The following is a 2,398-nucleotide window of genomic DNA, read 5'->3' as shown; positions in this document are numbered from 1 at the left end:
CCATCAGTTCGGCCGCGCCCGCCTTCTTGCCGAAGGCGCGTAGTTCCTCCGGACTGGCATCGTCGGCCGTGGTCACCAGCACGATGCGCTCGCCGCGTCTTTTGTCCGGCACCGCGACGGCGGCGTGGCGTTCTTCCGGCCACAGCGACTGCACCAGCATCTCGACCGCGCCCAGCGACACCATCTCTCCAGCGATCTTGGCGAAGCGCTTGGCGCGGCCGCGAATGGTGATGAAGCCGTCGCGGTCGACCGAGACAATGTCGCCGGTATCGTGCCAGCCATTGAGCGGCTGCAACTCGCCAGGCCGGTCGGCGGTCATGTAGCCCATCATCATGTTCGGCCCGTCGAGCCACAGCCGGCCGGCATCGTCAATGCCCTCGACGGCTTCGAGCTTCATGCGGATGGCTGGCAACAGCCGTCCGACCGTGCCGTCGCGGCCATGGATGGCGGTGTTGACGGCGACGACCGGGGCGGCCTCGGTCAGCCCAAAACCCTCGATGATTGATGCGTCGAAGCGCTCGCGATAGACGCGGCGCGTCTCCGGCTTGACCGCCTCGGCGCCGGCGACGACGAAGCGCAGGCTGGAGAAGTCGCCGTCCTTGGCGGTGCGCGCATAATTGGCGAGGAAAGTGTCGGTGCCGAACATGATCGTCGGCCCGACCTTGCGCGCGATCTCGGGGATGATCTTGTAGTGAAGCGGCGAGGGGTAGAGGAACAGTTTCACGCCGGTGACCAGCGGCAGGATGGTGCCGCCGGTCAGTCCGAAGGAGTGGAACACCGGCAGCACGTTGAGCAGGGTGTCGGCGGGCGAGATGGTAATGCGCGCCTCCGCCTGCATGGCGTTGGCGAGCAGGCTCTTGTGCGACAGCACCACCGCCTTGGGCGTGCCTTCCGAGCCCGAGGTGAACAGGATCACCGCTGGCTTTGCCGCATCCTGTGGCCGCAGCGGAAAACGCCACAGCAGCGCGGCCGCGAGCTTGTCCAGCATCGTCACGCTCTGGCGCACATCCTCCAGCCAGAGCATTTTGGCGCCCCCCGCCTCGACCGCCTCGGCGATGTCGGCGAGCCCGGCCTTCTCGATGAAGGCGCGGGAGGAGACGACGGTTCGGATGACGGCGGTGCGCACAGCGGCGGTGACGCTTGCCGACCCGGCGGTGTAGTTGATCATCGCCGCCACCCGGCCGGCCGAGATGAGGCCGACGAAGGACAGCACCACGCCGTTGGCGTTGGGCAGCAGCAGCCCGACCGCTTCGCCAGGCGCCGACACCGCCTCGAAGCGGCGGCCGAGCACGCGCGCGCCGATGAACATCTTGCGATAGCTGAGCGCGCCCGAGATGACGTCCTCGATGATCGGGTGCGAGGCGCCGACTCTGGTTGCCGCGTCGCGCATGGCGAGGAACAGGCCGCGGTCGAGATTGGTGCCGAAGAGCCTGGCTTCCGCGAAGCGGTCGAACAGCGCGTTGGTGTTAGAGGCCTGGTCAGGGTTGCGCGCCACCAGTTCGGCGATCGTCATAGGCTCCAGCACGCTTATCGCGAGGCGCGGGAACCAGTGGCGCGGCGCCCGGTCCGCCGGGGTCAGCGACATCGGCAGGTCGCGCGCGCCGGCGATGAAGATCGGTACGATGCTGGCGTCGGCCTGCATGGCAATGCGGGTGATGGCGCGGAACAGGCGAAAGGATTTGACGTCAGGCTCGACCGCATCGGGCAGATAGACGGCAAGCCGGCCCTTGCCCTTCAGCACCCTGACCAGCCGGCGACTGACGAAGACATGCTCGGCATTGAAGGCGATGGTGCGGCCAAGCTCGCGCCATGGCTCCAGCCAGGGCGAGCGCGCCGACGCATCGTCGAGGATGTGCAGGGTGTCGTCCGGCAGCAGCGATAGCATCAGCGCCGGCTCGAAGCGCGACTGATGCGAGATCACATAGATGACCGGCGCCTTGGCATTGCGGGCGACGCGGATGCGCTCGTCGGCGATCCGGTAGGCGAGCTTGAACGGCACATAGAGCAGCGCCTGCGTGAAGCGCAGGCCAAGCCGCATCGATTCGAGTATGCCGATCAGCAACCACGCCGCGACGAGGCCTGCAAGCAGCGCCAGGGTCAGGATCATTGCCGCGCTCTCCCAACGTCCTCCACGTCGCGGCTCTTGAGCGGCCGCTTCGGAGCCAGAGGGTAGCGCAAGCGCGGGCGACGTCAATGTGGACTGAGTGCCCTCTGGCCTTCTCCCCTTTTGGGAGAAGGTGGATCGGCGCCCAGCGCCGAGACGGATGAGGGCTGCTGGAAGAAACTCGGTCGCTAGAAAATCAAACGATTTTCGGCGCTTATCTTGTCGATGCAGCGATCCGTCCAGCACCCCTCATCCGACCGAGCTTCGCTCGGCCACCTTCTCCCACAAGGGGAG

At 66.8% G+C, this 2,398-nt stretch carries 1 protein-coding gene; it reads right to left on the bottom strand.

Going from position 1 to position 2,398, the window contains the following annotated elements:
- Positions 1-2,107, bottom strand: a 2,107-nt coding sequence (locus EN745_RS33675; protein WP_127423234.1) for an AMP-binding protein, incomplete at its 3' end; no start/stop codon positions are given.
- Between the last annotated feature and the right edge of the window lie 291 nt (positions 2,108-2,398).

It is taken from the genome of Mesorhizobium sp. M4A.F.Ca.ET.022.05.2.1 (assembly GCF_003998845.1).
GTDB lineage: Bacteria > Pseudomonadota > Alphaproteobacteria > Rhizobiales > Rhizobiaceae > Mesorhizobium.
This window is presented reverse-complemented; position numbering and strand designations above follow the sequence as displayed.